At 72.5% G+C, this 17,514-nt stretch carries 17 protein-coding genes; 13 read left to right on the top strand and 4 right to left on the bottom strand.

All coding sequences use genetic code 11. The features are described from left to right. Nucleotides 1-28: 28 nt before the first annotated feature. Nucleotides 29-925, bottom strand: coding sequence for an RNA polymerase sigma factor SigF (locus ABZ318_RS09370; protein ID WP_356901869.1), 897 nt, complete (start codon nt 923-925; stop codon nt 29-31). 221 nt (nt 926-1,146) lie between these two features. Between ABZ318_RS09370 and ABZ318_RS09365 the strand changes: the two genes are divergently transcribed. The 6 genes from ABZ318_RS09365 (at nt 1,147) to ABZ318_RS09340 (ending at nt 6,153) form a co-directional block, all read left to right on the top strand. Continuing rightward, a complete protein-coding gene (locus ABZ318_RS09365) occupies nt 1,147-1,515 on the top strand; it encodes an STAS domain-containing protein (RefSeq protein WP_356901868.1) in 369 nt (122 codons plus the stop codon). Between the two features lie 91 nt (nt 1,516-1,606). Then, nucleotides 1,607-2,026, top strand: a complete 420-nt coding sequence (locus ABZ318_RS09360) for an ATP-binding protein (protein ID WP_356901867.1) — start codon at nt 1,607-1,609, stop codon at nt 2,024-2,026. A 119-nt stretch (nt 2,027-2,145) separates the two neighbouring features. After that, nucleotides 2,146-2,829, top strand: a complete 684-nt coding sequence (locus tag ABZ318_RS09355) for a peptidase (protein WP_356901930.1) — start codon at nt 2,146-2,148, stop codon at nt 2,827-2,829. Beyond that, the gene (locus tag ABZ318_RS09350) at nt 2,829-3,647 is read left to right on the top strand and encodes a hypothetical protein (RefSeq protein WP_356901866.1); all 819 of its coding nucleotides are present in this window, start codon (nt 2,829-2,831) and stop codon (nt 3,645-3,647) included. Before ABZ318_RS09355 ends, ABZ318_RS09350 begins: the two co-directional genes overlap by 1 nt. Next, nucleotides 3,644-4,702, top strand: coding sequence for a hypothetical protein (locus ABZ318_RS09345; RefSeq protein WP_356901865.1), 1,059 nt, complete (start codon nt 3,644-3,646; stop codon nt 4,700-4,702). Before ABZ318_RS09350 ends, ABZ318_RS09345 begins: the two co-directional genes overlap by 4 nt. A 14-nt stretch (nt 4,703-4,716) precedes the next feature. Next, complete coding sequence (locus ABZ318_RS09340) at nt 4,717-6,153, top strand: hypothetical protein (protein ID WP_356901864.1); 1,437 nt, start codon at nt 4,717-4,719, stop codon at nt 6,151-6,153. Between the two features lie 71 nt (nt 6,154-6,224). Here ABZ318_RS09340 and ABZ318_RS09335 read toward each other — a convergent pair whose 3' ends face one another. After that, complete coding sequence (locus ABZ318_RS09335; protein WP_356901863.1) at nt 6,225-7,742, bottom strand: oligopeptide:H+ symporter; 1,518 nt, start codon at nt 7,740-7,742, stop codon at nt 6,225-6,227. Between the two features lie 425 nt (nt 7,743-8,167). Here ABZ318_RS09335 and ABZ318_RS09330 point away from each other — a divergent pair, with 425 nt between their 5' ends. Continuing rightward, nucleotides 8,168-8,845, top strand: a complete 678-nt coding sequence (locus tag ABZ318_RS09330; protein ID WP_030690380.1) for a response regulator transcription factor — start codon at nt 8,168-8,170, stop codon at nt 8,843-8,845. Between the two features lie 233 nt (nt 8,846-9,078). Beyond that, on the top strand, nt 9,079-10,350 hold the full coding sequence (locus ABZ318_RS09325) for an ATP-binding protein (protein WP_356901862.1): 1,272 nt from the start codon (nt 9,079-9,081) through the stop codon (nt 10,348-10,350). Nucleotides 10,351-10,386: 36 nt separating this feature from the next. Here the strand turns inward: ABZ318_RS09325 and ABZ318_RS09320 are convergent, their stop codons facing one another. Further along, nucleotides 10,387-10,902, bottom strand: a complete 516-nt coding sequence (locus tag ABZ318_RS09320) for a GtrA family protein (RefSeq protein ID WP_356901861.1) — start codon at nt 10,900-10,902, stop codon at nt 10,387-10,389. A 198-nt stretch (nt 10,903-11,100) separates the two neighbouring features. Here ABZ318_RS09320 and ABZ318_RS09315 point away from each other — a divergent pair, with 198 nt between their 5' ends. The 4 genes from ABZ318_RS09315 (at nt 11,101) to ABZ318_RS09300 (ending at nt 15,025) form a co-directional block, all read left to right on the top strand. Next, nucleotides 11,101-12,240: a 5-(carboxyamino)imidazole ribonucleotide synthase gene (locus ABZ318_RS09315; protein WP_356901860.1), complete on the top strand. Its 1,140-nt coding sequence runs from the start codon at nt 11,101-11,103 to the stop codon at nt 12,238-12,240. 19 nt (nt 12,241-12,259) lie between these two features. Continuing rightward, nucleotides 12,260-12,757, top strand: a complete 498-nt coding sequence (gene purE, locus ABZ318_RS09310; protein ID WP_356901929.1) for a 5-(carboxyamino)imidazole ribonucleotide mutase — start codon at nt 12,260-12,262, stop codon at nt 12,755-12,757. After that, nucleotides 12,754-13,950, top strand: coding sequence for a dipeptidase (locus ABZ318_RS09305; RefSeq protein ID WP_356901859.1), 1,197 nt, complete (start codon nt 12,754-12,756; stop codon nt 13,948-13,950). Before purE ends, ABZ318_RS09305 begins: the two co-directional genes overlap by 4 nt. A 124-nt stretch (nt 13,951-14,074) precedes the next feature. Beyond that, entirely contained in the window at nt 14,075-15,025 is a 951-nt protein-coding gene (locus ABZ318_RS09300; protein WP_356901858.1) for a membrane dipeptidase, read from the top strand. A 56-nt stretch (nt 15,026-15,081) separates the two neighbouring features. On the opposite strand, the gene ABZ318_RS09295 is transcribed toward ABZ318_RS09300, so the two are convergent. Beyond that, entirely contained in the window at nt 15,082-16,413 is a 1,332-nt protein-coding gene (locus ABZ318_RS09295) for a UDP-glucose/GDP-mannose dehydrogenase family protein (RefSeq protein WP_356901857.1), read from the bottom strand. A 127-nt stretch (nt 16,414-16,540) separates the two neighbouring features. Between ABZ318_RS09295 and ABZ318_RS09290 the strand changes: the two genes are divergently transcribed. Continuing rightward, nucleotides 16,541-17,514: acyl-CoA dehydrogenase family protein (locus tag ABZ318_RS09290; protein WP_356901856.1), on the top strand; the 974-nt coding region annotated here is incomplete at its 3' end.

Genomic DNA, 17,514 nt, shown 5'->3' with positions numbered 1-17,514 from the left:
TCCGGAAGCCCGGCGGTGCCGGTGGAGGTCACTCCTCCAGCGTCAGCCCGCGCCGCAGCCGGCCGAGGGTGCGGGAGAGCAGCCGGGACACGTGCATCTGCGAGATGCCGAGTTCCGCGCCGATCTCCGACTGGGTGAGGCCGGAGACGAAGCGGAGGGAGAGGATCTGCCGCTCGCGGGCGGGCAGCGAGGCGATCATCGGCTTGAGGGAGGCGATGTACTCGATGCCGGTGAGGCCGTGGTCCTCGTAGCCGAGCCGGTCGGCGAGCGCGGCCTCGCCGCCGGCGCCGTCGTCCTCGTCGGGCTGTGCGTCGAGCGAGGCCGCGGTGTAGGCGTTGCTGGCGGCCATGCCCTCGACGACCTCCTGCTGCTCGATGCCGAGCTCCTCGGCGAGTTCGGCGACGGTCGGGGCGCGGTCGAGGCGCTGGGCGAGCGCGTCACCGGCCCTGGCGAGGTCGAGCCGGAGCTCCTGGAGTCTGCGGGGCACGTGCACGGACCACGAGGTGTCGCGGAAGAAGCGCTTGATCTCGCCGATGATCGTCGGCATCGCGAAGGTCGGGAACTCGACGCCCCGGGTCAGTTCGAAGCGGTCGATCGCCTTGATGAGGCCGATGGTGCCGACCTGGACGATGTCCTCCATGGGTTCGCTGCGGGTGCCGAACCGGGCGGCGGCGAACCTGACGAGGGCGAGGTTGAGTTCGACGAGGGTGTTGCGGACATACGCGTATTCATGGGTGCCCTCCTCCAGCTCGGAGAGCCGGGCGAAGAGCTGCTTCGACAGGGCGCGGGCGTCGACCGGGCCGATCCGGTCGAGCGGCGTGTCGATCAGTCGGTCGGGCAGGTCGACGACAGGGGGGACAGAGTGCTGGGGGAGCACTGCCGACGGCGCGTCGGGGGTACGCGGGGCGTCGAGCCGGGGTGACATGGGTCTCCTTCTGGTGCTTCTCGCTGCGGTTTGCGGCGCCTCCAAAGCCGGCCGGGTCGGATGTTCCCTTCTAGCCCTACCCGGTCGACCCGGATGGTTGCAAGTGGCAATAATCCCTTTCGTTCCGATATGCGCGGTACCTCGTGTGCATGGAAGGGCGTGCCGCTTGTAGGGTTCGAGGCACGTCAGTCGGCATCCGCGAGAGCGAAAGAGGCACGGCCATGGACCGCCAACACATCGGCAGCGCGCCGCCCGCGCGACTGCGGGTCGAGGTCCGGGACGTGGCGGGGAGCACGCTCCTCACGCCCGTCGGTGAGCTCGATCACCACACCGCCGACCTGCTGCGCACGCCCCTGGACGACGCCCTCGACGAGGGCAGCGCGCGGCTCGTCGTCGACTGCTCGGGCCTGGAGTTCTGCGACTCGACCGGGCTCAACGTGCTGCTCGGCGCCCGGCTGAGGGCGGACGCGGCCGGCGGCGGCGTCCATCTGGTGGCGATGCCGCCCGCGGTGGCCCGGGTGTTCCACATCACGGGCGCGGACGCCGTCTTCACCGTCCACGAGACGCTCGCCACAGCCCTCCCGGACTGAGGCCGCCACGTCGCACGACCGCTCGGCCACGCTCCGTGGTGCTCGTACATTCCTGTTCCTCCGTCCCGTCGATAGGTGAGGTGAAGCGTTGATGGACCAAGCTTCCGACGTCCGTACGCTCGCCCTCGGCGAGACCAGCGGCACCGTGCCGCTCGCGCGCGACTTCACGCGGACGGCGCTCCACGAGTGGGGCTGGCTGCCGGCCGCCACCGCCGACCGCAGGGCCGCCGCCGAGGACGTCCTGCTCGTCGTCTCCGAGCTCGTCACCAACGCCTGTCTGCACGCCGAGGGCCCCGAGCGGCTGCGCGTCCTGCGGATGCCCCGGACGCTGCGCCTCGAAGTCACCGACCGCGGCGCCGGACAGCCCGCGCCGCGTACCCCGCACCGGTCCGGGCGGCCGGGCGGCCACGGCATGTTCATCGTGCAGCGGCTCTGCCTGGACTGGGGCATCGACCGCACCCCGGGAGCCCCCGGCAAGACGGTCTGGGCCGAACTGGCCGCACCCGTTTAGGACCTTCACAAGTTCACCCTTTCCCCTGCCTTCCCTCCTCAGGGCCCCGGGCGTACCTTGACGGCCAATCTGAAAGACCGTCAGTTACGTTGCGGTGAGGGGTGCTCGGGGTGTCCAAGGTGCCGAACCGGAGGAGAACGACCGCCGCGCTCACGGCGGCGGCCGCGGTGGCGGGCGCGACCGTGCTGGCCGGAGCACCGGCCGCCCGGGCGGCCGTCGTCGACGTCGACTACGCCTGCGAGACGAAGATCGGCCCCAAGAACGCCGTCTCGCCCGTCGACATCAAGGCCGTGAAGAGCGGCGGCGGCTACACGATCACCATGTCGTTCGACAAAGGCGTCTCCGACAGCCCGGTCGAGCTCCCCAAGGGCGTCATGACCCCGCGCGCCGAGCTCGTCCTCGGCGGGGACGCGAGCGGCACGGTGAAGGTCACGGGGACGCCGAACACGGCCGCCGTCCCGCCCGACACCCCGATCAGGATCGGCACGCTGACCGGCACGTTCACCCCGAAGAAGAACGGCAGGGTCACCTTCACGGCGGGCACCCTCACCGTGCACGCCCTCGGCATGGACGCGGCCGTCTGCACACCGAAGAACAACCCGAAGCCGTCGCTGGAGCTCCAGGTCACCGGGGTCGCCGGCGGAGGCTCGGAGGACGACGCCCCGCCGCCCGCCAGCGACGGCGACCAGCTGCCCAGGACCGGCCCGCTGGACTCCGCCCCGGCGCTCGGCACCCTCGGCGGCACCGTCCTGCTGACCGGCGCCGCCGGAGTCCTCTGGCTCACGCGGCGCACGGCACGCTGATGCGGCCGCACGCCCGCGCCGGGCTCGTGGCCGCCGCCGTCGCCCTCCTCGGCGCGGTCGCGGCGGCGCCCCCCGGCGCCGGGGACTGGACGGCGGCGCCCGCCGCCGGACGGCCGTACGCCTACCTGGAGGGCCCGGCCGGCAGCGTCCTCCAGGACACCCTGTCGGTCACCAACCCCGGCACCGCACCGCTCACCGTCCGCCTCACCGGCCAGGGCACCCCGGTGTCCTTCGCCGCGCGGACCGTACGCGTGCCCGCCAGGACCCGGGCCGACGTGCCCTTCGCCGTGACCGTCACCGCGGACACCCCGCCCGGCGAACACCGCGGCACCGTCCGCGCCTCGGCCGCCGGCCGGGAGGTCCGCGTCGACCTGCGGCTACGGGTCAGCGGACCGCGCCTCGCCGCGCTCACCGTCGAGGACGTCCACGTCGACGGGGCCACCGGCGACCTCCGCTACACCCTGGTCAACCGCGGCACCACGGTCCTCGCCCCGCGCCTCGCGGTCCGCGCCGAGGGCCTCCTCGGCACCGTCCTCGACCGGCCGGACCGTGCCCTGCCGCTCACCCTGCGCCCCGGCGAGCGGGCCACCCGGACCGAGCCCTGGCCCGACCCGCCCGCCCTCGACTCCGTCACCGTCCGGCTGACGGCCACCGCACCGGGCGCCGCCCCCGCCACCGCCCGCACCGAGGCCGCCTTCGCCTCGGGCCCCGCGTCGGCGGGAGCGGCCGGACTGCTCGTCGCGGCGGCGGCCGGAGCCGGGTACGCGCTACGGCGGCGCGGAAAGTCCCGTACCCAGCCGGCGCCGGAGGCACCATGAGGACGATCCGTACGGCCGCCGCACTCCTCACCGCCCTCGCCCTCGTCCTGCTGCCCGCCCTCCCCGCGGCGACGGCGGCCCCGGGGCCGGTGGTCGAGCTCTCGAAGACCGAGGGCGGCAAGGGCGGCGAGATCACCGTCAGCGGCAGCGGCTGGAAGCCCGGCGCGCTGCTCATGCTCCTGATCTGCGGCCAGGGCGCCCCCGGCAAGGGCGTCATCGGCGGCACCAACTCCTGCGCCAACGCCGAGGGCCGGGCCGCCACCGTCGACGCCAGGGGCGCGTTCAGCACGAAGCTCCCCGTCGCCGAACCGCCCGAGCCCTGCCCCTGCGTGGTGCACGTCGCCGGCGTCACCGGACAACAGGACGCCGTCGACAAGGAGTTCGCGGTCGCCGGCCACCCCACGGCCCCGCTCCCCGAAGCCTCCGGCGACGGCCGCCTCGCCGTCCTCGCCGCCGTACGCCTCGACGGCTCCAGCGGGCTCCTCGTCTGGTTCGGGGCGCCCCCGCGCCGCGAGGTCGTCCTCACCGTCGGCAACCTCGGCCCGGCCCCCGTCAAGGACCCGGTCTTCCAGGTCGGCACCAGCCACGGCGTCTTCGCCCCGCAGTACGAGGAACGCCAGTGGCGCGGCACGATCGAACCCGGCGGGAAGGCCCTGATCCGCCTCCCCGCCGAGCTCACCGCCGGCGCGCACGGCGACTACCAGGTCTCCGTGAAGTACGCGGGCAAGCTCCTCGTCGAGCAGCCCTGGGGCGTCGGCAGGCCCTGGGGCGTGACCCTCTTCTGGGTGCTCCTCGCCGTCGTGGTGCCCGCCGCGCTGTTCCGGATCGGCATGGCCGTGGTCGACCGCGCGCGGCCCGCTTCCGGGGCCGGCCGGGCCCCGGCCGCCAGGACCCGGGCGAGGGCGCGCCCGCGTCGCCGCGCCCCGGCCCGTACACCCGCTTCCGCCCCCGCACCGGGGGACGGGGAGACGACCGCGGCCCTGCCGTGGTTCAGCCCTGACTCCGCACCGTCAGCGCCAGAGAGCAGCAGCCCGACGACGAAGGGACAGGTGTGAGTACGCAACGGAGGATGAGCGCGGCCGGAGTCGCGCTGATGCTCGGCGGCGCGGGGATCCTGTATGCCGCCGGCCCCGCCCAGGCCGCCGAGGTGAGCTATGCGACGGAGTGCATCCCGCCGTCGATCTCGGGCCTTCCGCCCGTCCAGGGCACGACGAAGGTGCTGATCACCGCACCCGCGGAGGCCAAGGTCGGCGACGAGGTCGAGATCGTCTGGAAGACGGTCCAGGCCGCCTCGAAGAACCCCGACGTCCTCGACCTCGGCAAGGACACGGTGAAGCCGACCGGCGTCCTCACCGTCGGCGGCGCCGGGAGCGGGACCGTCGCGATGGAGGGCCCCCGGCAGAACCCGCCGATCCCCAAGAACTCCCCGATGGTCCTGCCCGACATGAAGGGGAAGCTGAAGCTGGAGAAGGCGGGCGAGATCACGCTGACGCCCGGCAAGTACACGATCAACGTCTCCAAGCCCCTGTCGACGGACACCAAGTGCTCCCCGAAGGAGGCGGTGCCGGTCGGCGCGACGATCAAGGTCACGGACGGGGGAGGGGGGACGACGACGTCGGGCGGTACGACGACCACGTCGGGCGGTACGACCTCGGGCGGCTCCACGACCACCTCCGGCGGCGGTACGAGCTCCACCGGCGGCGGCTCGAACAACACCGGCGGCTCCGCGACCAGCTCCTCCGGAGGAACGGGAGGAACAGGAGGAACAGGAGGAACAAGCGGCACCGGAGGCTCCGGCGGAAGCTCAGGCGGCGGCTCCGGCGGGCAGACCGACTTCCCCGGCAAGCAGGTCGCGGTCCAGTTCTCCTGCCAGCCCCCCGGCCCCACCTCGATCGCCTCCAAGGTGACGATCGACGCCAGGAAGAACGGCAACGGCTACGACCTCACGGTCAAGACCGCCAAGGGCGTCATGGACAGCCCGGCGGCCCTGCCCGCCGGCGCCCTCAAGCCGTCCATGGCGGTCGGGCTCGGCGGCGCCGACAGCGGAACGGTGAAGGTCACCGGCCCCGCCAACGCGGCCCCCCTCGAAGCGGGCAAGCCGGTCGACCTGCCCGACATGAAGGGCACCTACACCCCCGGAGCGACGGGCAGGTCCACCCTCAGCCCCGGCGCGCTCACCATCAGCGTCTCGCTCGGCGGCTCGCCGATCGTCATCCCCTGCCAGGTCAAGGGCGCCGTGCAGGCCTCCCTGACGCTGGACACGAGCAAGCAGGCCGGTGGCGCCTCCGGCGGCTCCGACGGCGGGACGGACACGAGCACCGCCTCGGGCTCCTCCGGGTCCGGGTCCGGCTCCGGCGGCTCCGGCGGCTCCGACGGCGGGAGCCTCGCCCACACCGGCGCCGAGAACGACGGCGCCCTGCGCGCCCTCGCCCTCGTCGCGGGCACGATCGTCCTCGTCGGCGGCGCGGTCTTCACCTTCACCCCCTGGGCGCGGCTGCGCAGGTAGGCGGGCGGAAACGGCGGAGGGCCGCCGCACCGAACCCGGTGCGGCGGCCCTCCGAGGCGTACGGACGGACGTCAGTGGACGTCGCCCATGAGCGCCCGGACCTTCTTGCGGTACATGAAGATCGCGAAGGCGGCGAGAGTGGCGGCCGCCGCCTCCAGGGCGATGATGCCCGTGCCGTTCAGGTCCACGCCCGCGAGGGAGAGCAGACCCGTGGTGCAGTCACCGGCGGTGACGGCGAGGAAGAAGACGCCCAGCATCTGCGAGGCGTACTTCTGCGGGGCCATCTTCGTGGTCAGCGACAGGCCGACCGGGGACAGGCACAGCTCGGCGATGGTCTGGATCATGTAGATGCCGACCAGCCACATCGGGCTGACCTTGCCGTCGCCGGCCAGGCCGATCGGGGCGAGGAACACGAAGAACGAGATGCCGATGCCGAGGAGGCCCAGCGAGAACTTCACGATCGTGCTCGGCTCCTGGTTGCGGCGGGCGAGCCACAGCCACAGCCAGGCGAAGACCGGGGCCAGCGCCATGACGAACAGCGGGTTCAGCGACTGGAACCAGGTGGCCGGGAAGCTGAGCGGACCGATGTGGTCGGCGGTCTTGCTGTCCGCGAAGAGGGACAGGGTCGAGCCGCCCTGGTCGTAGATCATCCAGAAGACGGCCGCGGCCACGAAGAACCAGATGTAACCGGAGACCTTCGACTGCTCGGTCTTGGTCAGGTCCTTGTCGCGCTTGATGCGGACGATCACGGCGATCGGGATGATCAGGCCGGCGAGGGTGATCGGAACCAGCGCCCAGTTCAGGGTGTACATGCCGGCGGCGACGACGATGCCGTAGAAGACGGCGACGGCGACGACCGTGAGGCACACCTTCACCAGGATCGCCTTGCGCTCCGCGGCGTCGAGCGGGTTCGGGACGACGCTGCTCTTCTCGTTCAGGTGGCGGCTGCCGTACAGGAACTGGGCCAGGCCCAGGGCCATGCCGACGGCCGCGAGCAGGAAGCCCAGGTGCCAGTTGTAGTTCTCGCCGACGGTGCCGATGACCAGCGGGGCGAGGAAGGCGCCGAGGTTGATGCCGACGTAGAAGAGCGTGAAGCCACCGTCACGGCGCGGGTCGTCCGGGCCGTCGTAGAGGTGGCCGACCATCGTGGAGATGTTGGCCTTGAGCAGACCGGAGCCGGCGGCGACCAGCGCCAGGCCGACGAAGAACATCGCCTGGCCGGGGATGGCCAGCGAGGCGTGACCGGCCATGATCACGAAACCGGCGATGGTGACGGTCTTGCGGGCGCCCCAGACGCGGTCGCCGAACCAGCCGCCGGGCATGGCCATCAGGTAGACCATCGAGACGTACACCGAGTAGATGGCCGTCGACGTGGCCGCCGTCATGGCGAGGCCGCCACCCTGGCTGCCGGTCGCCGCGTCCGCGCCGCCGGAGACCAGGTACAGAACGAGAAGGGCCCGCATGCCGTAGTAGGAGAAGCGCTCCCACATCTCGGTCATGAAGAGGGTGGCCAGACCACGGGGGTGGCCGAAGAACGTCTTCCCGGAATCAGAGGTTCCGTTCGAAGCCGTCGTCAGGCTGGACGCCATGTCGATCCTTGCTCTGTCGGGACGCACGCCTTGTGAGCGTGATGCGCCCGGTGGGGGAGGCCGGCACCGGCGGGGTCGAGGGACTCCGCCGGGATCCACGCCCCGGCAGGCGCGTGTGCGCGCTCCGGGACCCGGCCCACAGGTCTTCACCGTCTCCAGGTTCGGCCGGGCCGACCCTACGCAGAAAGAGGACCTTGGCGCGCGAAGCTGGCCAAAGGTCCCCGATTACCGCTACTGACGTATCGCCACCATACGACACGACAGGGTCGGATATGGAAGGACTTGAGACATGGATCACAGGCGACAAGGGAACCGTACGCGATCTTTCGAAGGTCATCTGATGGATGCCCACAAGATCCCCAGGGGTCATCCGGGCCCTGCGGATCCCGCCCCGGCCCGGGCGCCGTGCGGACTACCATCACCCCATGACCCGTGTACTGCTCGCCGAGGACGACGCATCCATCTCGGAGCCGCTGGCCCGCGCCCTGCGGAGAGAGGGGTACGAGGTCGAGGTCCGCGAGGACGGCCCCACCGCCCTCGACGCCGGCCTCCAGGGCGGCGTCGACCTGGTCGTGCTCGACCTGGGCCTGCCCGGCATGGACGGCCTGGAGGTCGCCCGCCGGCTGCGCGCCGAGGGCCACACGGTGCCGATCCTGGTCCTCACCGCCCGCGCCGACGAGGTCGACACCGTCGTCGGGCTCGACGCGGGCGCCGACGACTACGTCACCAAGCCCTTCCGGCTCGCCGAGCTCCTCGCCCGCGTCCGGGCCCTGCTCCGGCGCGGCTCCACCGAGCCCGCCGTCGCCCCCGCGACCCACGGCGTCCGGATCGACGTCGAGTCGCACCGCGCCTGGATGGGCGACGAGGAGCTCCAGCTCACCGCGAAGGAGTTCGACCTCCTCCGCGTCCTGGTCCGGGACGCCGGCCGGGTCGTCACCCGCGACCAGCTGATGCGCGAGGTCTGGGACACCACCTGGTGGTCCTCCACCAAGACCCTCGACATGCACATCTCCTGGCTGCGCAAGAAGCTCGGCGACGACGCGGCGAACCCCCGCTACATCGCCACGGTCCGAGGCGTCGGCTTCCGCTTCGAGAAGAGCTAACCCGCCGTCCCCGACCTCCGCCCCGCCCACCCCGTTGTGGGCAACTGTTCCGCTGGGGCAAGGGGGTCCCCCCTGCTCGAGCGAAGCCGAGAGCTTGGGGGAGGGTGGGCACAACGGGACGGCGCCCCTTGCCGGGCCCAGGCTCCCGCGCCTGAACCCGCACCCCGGGGCCGCCCCCGCACCCGGGCCCGCACCCCAGGGACGCCGCACTCCCAGCACCCCCCGGAGGGCCCATGCGCCGCCGCCTGATCAACTCCACCCTCGCCGTCGTCCTCGTCGTCATCGCCGTCTTCGGCGTCTCCCTGGTCGCCGTCGAGACCCGCACGATCTCCAGCAGCGCCCAGGAGAGCGTGGACTCGGAGGCGCTGAGGCTCGTCTCCATCGTCGACAGCCGGCTCATCGGCGGCGAGCCGGTCAACCCGGACATCCTCGCCGAGCAGGGCGGCGCCAAGCGGTACGCCCGGATCAGCATCCCCGGCCGCGACGCCATCGAGATCGGCACCCGCCCCGACGGCGAGGCCATCCGGGGCACCGCCCACGGCGAGCGCGGCGAGACCGTGGTCGTCGAGGAGTCCCGCTCCGCGGTGACCGCCGAGGTCGGCCGCACCCTGCTGATCATCGGCGCGGTGGCCCTGCTCGCGGTCGTCGCCGCCGTCCTCCTCGCCGTACGGCAGGCGAACAAGCTGGCGTCCCCGCTCACGGACCTCGCCGAGACCGCCGAGCGGCTCGGCTCCGGCGACCCGCGGCCCCGGCACAAGCGGTACGGGGTGCCCGAGCTGGACCGGGTCGCGGACGTCCTCGACGCCTCCGCCGAGCGCATCGCCCGGATGCTCACCGCCGAGCGCCGGCTCGCCGCCGACGCCTCCCACCAGCTCCGTACGCCCCTCACCGCGCTCTCCATGCGCCTGGAGGAGGTCGCCCTCGCCGAGGAGCTGGACACGGTCAAGGAGGAGGCGACGATCGCGCTCACCCAGGTCGAGCGGCTCACCGACGTCGTCGAGCGGCTCCTCACCAACGCCCGGGACCCCCGCACCGGCTCCGCCGTCGCCTTCGACCTGGACGAGGTCATCAAGCAGCAGATCGAGGAGTGGCGCCCGGCCTACCGCAGCGCGGGGCGGGCCATCGTGCACTCCGGCAAGCAGGGCATGCGGGCGGTCGGCACCCCGGGCGCGGTCGCCCAGGTCCTCGCCGCCCTGATCGAGAACTCGCTCATGCACGGCGGCGGCACGGTCGCCCTGCGCACCCGCGTCACCGGCAACCAGTCGGTGATCGAGGTCACCGACGAGGGCCCGGGCGTCCCCGCCGACCTCGGCGCGCGGATCTTCGAGCGGGCGGTGAGCGGGCGCAGCTCGACGGGGATCGGCCTGGCGGTGGCCCGGGACCTGGCGGAGGCGGACGGCGGGCGTCTCGAACTGCTCCAGCAGCAGCCGCCGGTCTTCGCGCTCTTCCTGAGCCGCGAGGTCAGGAGCGTCACGACGGAGCCGCAGGACCGCCCCGTACGGTAGCCCACGCTCGAGGGCCCCCGGCGGCGAAAGGGCAGGTCAGACGTGGTCCGGCTGGCGGCGGACCGTCTGCCGCGGGGGCTTCTCCAGGAACGATTCGGCGGTCTGCACGGCCTCCTTCGCCGGCAGTGCGCGGAACACCCACGTGCGGTACGACCAGAAGCGGAACAGCGTCGCGACGCCGATGCCGAAGAACTTGAAGAAGTTGCTCTGCAGCGGGGAGTCCCAGCCGAAGCCGTACGTCGCCGCGTACAGCAGGCCGTTCTGGATCACCAGGCCGACCAGGCTGAAGAGGAGGAAGAGCACCAGCTCCTTGGTGCGGCTGCTCTTGTCCCGGTCCCGGTAGGTGAAGTAACGGAAGCCGAGGTAGTTGAACACGATCGCCACCACGGTGGCGACGATGCTCGCCCGCACGACCGGCAGCTCCGAGAAGTGACGGACGAGGTTGAACACGCCGAGGTCGACCAGGACCCCGACGGCACCCACGGCACCGAACTTGGCGACCTCGCGGAAGAGCCCCTCGAGTCGCATACGCAGTGCGCCGGGTTCACTCATGGTGATCGCAGTGTCCGTCCGTCCGGATGACGTCCGGGCGACGTCAACCCATCCATGCTAACCAGGGCCCCTGTCACCCGCCCGTGTAGCTCGCAAACCTGTGGACAACCCGTTTCCCGGGCATGCCCCACCCACCCGGAACTTGTGCCAAAGCACAGCCGGACGAGTGTTCCCCGATGGTGCGGATACCCTAAGAGGGTGACGTTCCCCGTAGTAGGCATGGTCGGAGGCGGGCAGCTCGCCCGTATGACCCATGAGGCCGGCATCCCCCTCGGCATCAAGTTCAAGCTCCTCAGCGACACCCCGCAGGACTCCGCGGCCCAGGTGGTGAGCGAGGTCGTCCTCGGCGACTACCGCGACCTGGACACGCTGCGTGACTTCGCGCGCGGCTGCGACGTGATCACCTTCGATCACGAGCACGTGCCCGCGGAGCACCTGGCGGCCCTGGAAGCGGACGGCGTCGTCATCCGCCCCGGCCGCGAGGCCCTCGTGCACGCGCAGGACAAGGGGGTGATGCGTGCGAGGCTCGACGAGATCGGCGCGCCCAGCCCCCGGCACCGCATCGTCGCCGATCCGGCCGACGCCGCGGCCTTCGCGGCCGAGGTCGGCGGCTTCCCGATCATCCTGAAGACCGTGCGCGGCGGTTACGACGGCAAGGGCGTCTGGTTCGTCCGCACGCCCGAGGACGCCCACGACCCCTTCCGCGCCGGGGTCCCGGTCCTCGCCGAGGAGAAGGTCGACTTCGTCCGCGAGCTCGCGGCGAACATCGTCCGCTCCCCGCACGGCCAGGCCGTCGCCTACCCCGTCGTCGAGTCCCGCCAGGTCGACGGCGTCTGCGACACGGTCATCGCGCCCGCGCCCGGCCTCGACGAGGAGCTCGCGGGGCAGGCGCAGGAGCTGGCCCTCCGGATCGCCAAGGAGCTGGGCGTCGTCGGCCACCTCGCCGTCGAGCTGTTCCAGACGAAGGACGGCCGCATCCTCGTCAACGAACTGGCGATGCGCCCGCACAACTCCGGCCACTGGACCCAGGACGGGGCGATCACCTCGCAGTTCGCCAACCACGTCCGGGCGGTTCTCGACCTGCCCCTCGGCGATCCGCGCCCGCGCGCGCCGTGGACCGTGATGTGCAATGTCCTGGGCGGCGACTACCCGGACATGTACTCCGCGTACCTGCACTGCATGGCCAGGGACCCGCAGCTCAAGATCCACATGTACGGCAAGGACGTGAAGCCCGGTCGCAAGGTGGGCCACGTCAACACCTACGGCGACGACCTCGACGACGTGCTGGAGCGCGCCCGTCACGCCGCCGGCTATCTGCGAGGAACGATCGTTGAGTAATCCGCTCATTGGCATCGCGATGGGGTCCGACTCGGACTGGTCCGTCATGGAGGCCGCGGCCCAGGCCCTCGACGAGTTCGAGATCCCGTACGAGGTGAACGTCCTCTCCGCGCACCGGATGCCGCGCGAGATGATCGCGTACGGCGAGGAGGCCGCCGGCCGCGGGCTCCAGGCGATCATCGCGGGCGCCGGCGGCGCCGCCCACCTCCCGGGCATGCTCGCCTCCGTCACCCCGCTGCCGGTCATCGGCGTGCCGGTGCCGCTGAAGTACCTCGACGGCATGGACTCGCTGCTCTCCATCGTGCAGATGCCGGCCGGCATCCCCGTCGCCACGGTCTCCGTCGCCGGCGCGCGCAACGCGGGCCTGCTCGCGGCCCGGATCCTCGCCGCGCACGACGCCGAGCTCCGCACCCGGATGACCGAGTTCCTGCAGGAGCTCAACGACCAGGCCACGGAGAAGGGCAAGCGGCTGCGGGCCAAGGTCGAGGGCGCGGCGTCCTTCGGCTTCGCCAGGTGACCGCGGCCGACCGTCTGGAGGAGGCCCGCGAGCTGCTCGCGGGCCACCCCGTCGTCGACGGCCACAACGACCTCCCGTGGGCGCTGCGCGAGCACGTGCGCTACGACCTGGATCGGATGGACATCGGCGCGGACCAGACCGGCGCGCTCCACACCGACCTCGCCCGGCTCCGGGCCGGCGGCGTCGGCGCCCAGTTCTGGTCGGTGTACGTGCCCTGCCGGCTGGCCGGGGACGACGCGGTCAGCGCGACCCTGGAGCAGATCGACGTCGTCGACCAGCTCCTCGACCGGTACGCCGCCGACCTCGCCCCGGCCCTCACGGCGGACGACATGGAGACGGCCCGGAAGCAGGGCCGCATCGCCTCCCTCAAGGGCGCCGAGGGCGGCCACTCGATCAACAACTCCCTCGCCACCCTGCGCGCGCTGCACGCCCTCGGCGTGCGCTACATGACGCTCACGCACAACGACAACAACGACTGGGCGGACTCGGCGACCGACGAGCCCGGCGTCGGCGGACTCTCCGCCTTCGGCCGGCAGGTCGTCCGCGAGATGAACCGCTCCGGCATGCTCGTCGACCTCTCGCACGTCGCCGCGACGACGATGCGGGACGCGCTCGACGCCACGGCGGCGCCGGTGATCTTCTCGCACTCCTCGTCCCTGGCGGTCTGCGACCACCCGAGGAACATCCCGGACGACGTCCTGGAGCGGCTGCCCGCGAACGGCGGCGTCGCGATGGCCACCTTCGTGCCCAAGTTCATCCTCCCCGCGGCCGTCGAGTGGACCGCCCGGGCGGACGACAACCTCCGGGCGCACGGCTTCGACCACCTCGACACCACCCCCGAGGCGATGCGGCTGCACCGCGCCTTCGAGGAGGCCAACCCCCGCCCGGTCGCCACCGCCGCCACGGTCGCCGACCACCTCGACCACATGCGCGAGGCCGCCGGCATCGACCACATCGGCATCGGCGGCGACTACGACGGCACGGCCTTCACCCCGGCCGGCCTCGACGACGTCGCTGGCTACCCGAACCTGATCGCGGAGCTCCTGGACCGCGGCTGGTCCCGCCCGGACCTGGCCAAGCTGACCTGGTCCAACGCGGTCCGCGCCCTGAGGGACGCGGAAGCGGTCTCCCGCGACCTGAAGGCCCGCACGGCCCCGTCGAACGCGACGATCGACGCGCTCGACGCTCCGTAGGGCCTGTCGTCACCCGGACGGTCCAGCCCACCGAGCCCCCCGAGGGGGCCGGTGGCACGGTGGACGGTACCGCCCCGCCGCGCTCGGCGGGGCGGTACTGCATCGCCGAGTCCGGAGTCACACCATGGCGGAACTGCTAGACGACCATCCCACCCTCTCCACCGCCCCTGCCGCCGGCGTGCCCACGCCCCCGGACCCGTCCCCGCCGCCCACGCCCCCGGACCCACCACCCCCGCCGCTCGACGAGACGGCCCGGGCCCGCGCCCTCCTGGCCGCCCAGCCCGTCACCGAGGGGCACACCGAGCTTCCCGAGTCCCTCGACCCCGAGGACCTGCCGCCCGTCCGCGCCCGGGAGGCCGGGGCCCAGCTCTGGTCCCTGCACGTCGAGGCGGACGAGGGCGTCATCGGGACCCTGCGGCGGATCGACTCCGTCCGCGCCCTCGTCGCCACCTGCCCCGAGGACCTGCGCCTCGCGCACACCTCCTCCGAGCTGGCCGACGCCCGCAACTGCGGCCGCGTCGCCGCCCTGCTCGGCCCGGTCGGCTGGACGGCGCTCGGCGGCTCGGCCGCCACCCTGCGGGCCTACCACGCCCTGGGCGTGCGGGCCGTGAACCTCACCTGCTTCGACCGCTTCGCCCGCGACGCCGTACGGGAGATGAACCGCATCGGCCTGGCCGTGGACCTCTCCGGCGCCGACCCGGACACGGTCCGCAGCGCCCTCGCGGTCACCCGCGCCCCCGCCCTGCTGACCAGGGCGGCTCCGGAGGCCCTGCCGGACGACGTCCTGCGCCTCCTCGGCGGGAACGGCGCCGTCCTCATGGTCACCGTCACCGAGGACCCGGCGGCCGCCGCCGACGCCCTCGACCGGGTACGGGCGGGGGCGGGCCCGCAGTGCGTCGGCGTCTCCCACACCACCGCCCCGGCCGTCGGCTACGCACCGCTCTTCGCCGAGCTGCTCCGCCGGGGCTGGACCGCGCAGGAACTGGTCGGCCTCGCCCACGGCAACGCCACCCGGGCGCTGCGGGAGACGGAGTTCCTGTCCCGGACGAACCGGATCCGGCGGGCCGCGGCCTGAGCCGTACGCGGACGGGACGGAGGGGCGCACCAGGTGCGCCCCTCCGTCCCGTACCGTCAGGCGGTCGGGCGGCCCATCGCCCGGTACGTCCAGCCGGCCGCCCGCCACCGCTCCCCGTCGAGGGCGTTGCGGCCGTCGAGGATCACCCGCGTCGAGGCGACCCCGGCCAGCTCCGCCGGGTCGAGCTCGCGGAACTCGCGCCACTCGGTCAGGTGCAGCACCACGTCCGCCCCGCGCACCGCCTCCAGGGCGGAGGAGGCGTAGCCGAGGGTCGGGAAGACCCGGCGGGCGTTCTCCATGCCCTTCGGGTCGTAGACGGTCACCTGGCCGCCCTGGAGGTGGATCTGGCCGGCCACGTTCAGGGCGGGGGAGTCGCGGACGTCGTCCGAGTCCGGCTTGAAGGTGGCGCCGAGCACGGCGACCCGGCGGCCCAGGAAGGTGGACCCGCCGAGGGCCTCGCGGGCCAGCTCGACCATCTGGCCGCGCCGCCGCATGTTGATCGAGTCGATCTCGCGGAGGAAGGTCAGGGCCTGGTCGGCGCCCAGCTCGCCCGCGCGGGCCATGAAGGCCCGGATGTCCTTCGGGAGGCAGCCGCCGCCGAAGCCGATGCCGGCGCGCAGGAACTTGGCGCCGATCCGGTCGTCGTGGCCGATGGCCTCCGCGAGCCTGACGACGTCGCCGCCGGCGGCCTCGCAGACCTCCGCCATCGCGTTGATGAAGGAGATCTTCGTGGCCAGGAAGGAGTTGGCGGCCGTCTTCACGAGTTCGGCCGTCGGGAAGTCGGTCACCACGAACGGCGAGCCCTCGCCGACGGGGACCGCGTACACCTCGCGGAGCGTCTTCTCGGCCCGCTCGCCGGAGCCGCGCACGCCGACCACGATCCGGTCCGGGTGCAGGGTGTCCTGGACGGCGAAGCCCTCCCGCAGGAACTCGGGGTTCCAGGCGAGGTCGACGCCCTCCGGGAGGAGCGCCGCGAGCCGCTCGGCCGAGCCGACCGGCACGGTCGACTTGCCGACGACCAGGGCCCCGTCGCGGACGACCCCGGCGAGGGAGGCGAAGGCGGCGTCCACGTAGCTCATGTCGCAGGCGTACTCGCCGTGCTTCTGCGGGGTGTTCACACAGACGAAGTGCACGTCGCCGAAGGCGCCGACCTCCTCCCAGGAGGTGGTGAAGCGCAGCCGCCCGCTCGACCCCTCGATGCCGGCCACGTGCTTCGCGAGCAGCTCCTCCAGGCCCGGCTCGTACATCGGGACGCGTCCGGCGGACAGCATCTCGATCTTCTCGGGGACGACGTCCAGGCCGAGCACCTCGAAGCCCAGCTCCGCCATGGCCGCGGCGTGGGTGGCGCCGAGGTAGCCGGTGCCGATCACGGTGATCTTGAGGGCCATGCGGGACTCCATGGGAACGTCGGGCGGAATGCCTGCCCGAGCATAGTCGGGCCCTGGTCCGGGGCCCGGTCACGCCCTACCATTCGAGTTACTTAACGGTAGTTAGCAAGTGTGGGAGTGAATGAACGTGGCGGGTACGACTGACTTCGACCTCTATCGGCCCTCGGAGGAGCACGACATGCTCCGTGAGTCGGTGCGTGCCCTCGCGGAGGCGAAGATCGCCCCGTTCGCGGCGGCGGTGGACGAGGAGGGCCGTTTCCCCCAGGAGGCCCTGGACGCGCTGGTCGCCAACGACCTGCACGCCGTGCACGTGCCCGAGAGCTACGGCGGCGCCGGCGCGGACGCGCTGGCCACGGTGATCGTGATCGAGGAGGTCGCCCGCGCCTGCTGCTCCTCCTCGCTGATCCCGGCGGTCAACAAGCTGGGCTCGCTGCCGGTGATCCTGTCCGGCTCGGAGGAACTGAAGAAGAAGTACCTCGCCCCCCTGGCCAAGGGCGAGGCGATGTTCTCCTACGCCCTCTCCGAGCCCGACGCCGGCTCGGACGCGGCCGGGATGAAGACCCGCGCGGTACGCGACGGCGACTTCTGGGTGCTCAACGGCGTCAAGCGCTGGATCACCAACGCCGGCGTGTCGGAGTACTACACCGTGATGGCCGTCACCGACCCCGACAAGCGCTCCAAGGGCATCTCCGCGTTCGTGGTGGAGAAGTCCGACCCGGGGGTGTCCTTCGGCGCCCCGGAGAAGAAGCTCGGCATCAAGGGCTCGCCCACCCGCGAGGTCTACCTCGACAACGTCCGCATCCCCGCCGACCGCATGATCGGCGCCGAGGGCACCGGCTTCGCCACCGCCATGAAGACCCTCGACCACACCCGCATCACCATCGCCGCCCAGGCCCTCGGCGTCGCCCAGGGCGCCCTGGACTACGCCAAGGGCTACGTCGGCGAGCGCAAGCAGTTCGGCAAGCCGATCGCCGACTTCCAGGGCGTGCAGTTCATGCTCGCCGACATGGCCATGAAGCTGGAGGCCGCCCGCCAGCTCACCTACGCCGCCGCCGCCAAGTCCGAGCGGGTCGACGGCGACCTGACCTTCTTCGGCGCCGC

Origin of the sequence: Streptomyces sp. NPDC006197 (assembly GCF_040613865.1) — a bacterium.
Taxonomy (GTDB): Bacteria; Actinomycetota; Actinomycetes; order Streptomycetales; family Streptomycetaceae; genus Streptomyces.
The sequence above is the reverse complement of the archived record's forward strand: the minus strand, read 5'-3'. Positions and strand labels throughout refer to the sequence as shown.